This window comes from Paenibacillus glycanilyticus (assembly GCF_023715145.1).
GTDB lineage: Bacteria > Bacillota > Bacilli > Paenibacillales > Paenibacillaceae > Pristimantibacillus > Pristimantibacillus glycanilyticus_A.
The window spans coordinates 1-1446 of the sequence record NZ_JAMBNP010000027.1 but is presented as its reverse complement, the minus strand read 5'-3'; the positions used below and the strand labels follow the sequence as shown (position 1 = coordinate 1446).

At 46.9% G+C, this 1446-nt stretch carries 1 protein-coding gene; it reads right to left on the bottom strand.

Annotated elements, in window-relative coordinates; all coding sequences use genetic code 11:
- Positions 1–412: 412 nt before the first annotated feature.
- Positions 413–1446 (bottom strand): IS110 family RNA-guided transposase (locus tag M3194_RS30750; protein ID WP_251657951.1); only part of this gene is annotated, 1034 nt, incomplete at its 5' end.

The following is a 1446-nucleotide window of genomic DNA, read 5'->3' as shown; positions in this document are numbered from 1 at the left end:
CTCCCTCTATGGAGAATCGTTATTCTCTTAAATTCGCTTGTTTTCGTAGGTTTTGAACCTTTTTCTTTCGTGACAGACAACCGCTGAATGGAATAAGGTTGTAGAAGATGTAGAATATGGGGCGAAGAAAGTGCAAAAATACATCCACCCAGACCACTCACTTTAAAAAGTGGACATTCTGGATATATATGGTCGCACCTTTGGATCTCCACTTAGGCCTCATGGCGGTCAACCCTCCCATGTCTCACAGAGTCTTCGCTCCCACATTCCTTCATTCAACCTGTCCATGAGGTGGAGGTCGGATATGCTGCCCGACAGGATCTTCGTCCGTATGTTAGTTCTGTTCCGACTCATCCGTGCTTCAATTGTCTATACCTTTTATTGATGTTCGACTTCTATGAAAACATTGAATCTAAGCTGCTAACGACACTGCCGTGTACCTTGGGATATCCTGCAACATCTTTTCTTCACTGAACTGATGCCCCTTCTTCAAGACCCCAAAGAGAATTCGAATCAGCTTGTTGCATAGCGCAATGAGCGACTGCATCTTTTTCAAGGGATTATCTGGCCGTTTGGTATAGTATTGATGCAATGCCTTAAACGCACAGTTCTTAGCCACCAGTGGCATCATGACGCGAAATAGCAGCGCTCGTAGTCGCTTACGACCTCGCTTCGTGATCTTCGTTTGTCCCTTGTGTTTACCGGACGTGTTTTCTTTTAGGTTCAAACCGGCGAGCTTTATGATTTGTTTCGGATGCCGGTAATGCGTAATGTCGCCAACTTCAGCGAGGAAACCGGCTATACTGTCCCGACCAATGCCTTTTATGTCCAGTAATTGCTTCACATGGGGAATTTGCTCCAAGAGCTCATCCAGCCTTGCCTCAAGCTCTTCAAACTTACTCTCAAGCAAATCGTACTGCGTTAACAACAGTTGAAGCTCTAGTTTTGCTAGTGCGGTCCCTTCTCGTACACCAACAGAACGGCTTGCCGCTGCTTTCAGACTTCTCATACGTTCGATGCCGAGACCTCGCTTGGCAACCTTTCTGAGGTGACTCAGCAAGGCTTCCTCAGACTCAGAAACCAGCTCATGCGGCAACAAACAAAGACTGAGCATTTGGCGTGCTGACTTGCATTCCCAGTCCTTAAATACCGTGAGAAACTCTGGAAAGTACCGATCCAACCAGTTATGAACGCGGCCTTGCACCACGCGCAGGTCAGTCGACAGATGATCGCGAATTTTCATCGCTTCCCTTAGTTCGGCATAGATGCCCTGGGGAAGGTTTGGTAAGGCATATCTACCGTCTTTGACGAGCTGTGCGATGACTTTAGCATCTTTGATGTCGTTCTTGGTTGGTGAATTGTCATCCAATTCTTTGCTTTTCTTCACGTGGAGCGGATTAACCACAGCGCACGTAACATGCTGTTCTCTTAAAAAATGGGCCAGGT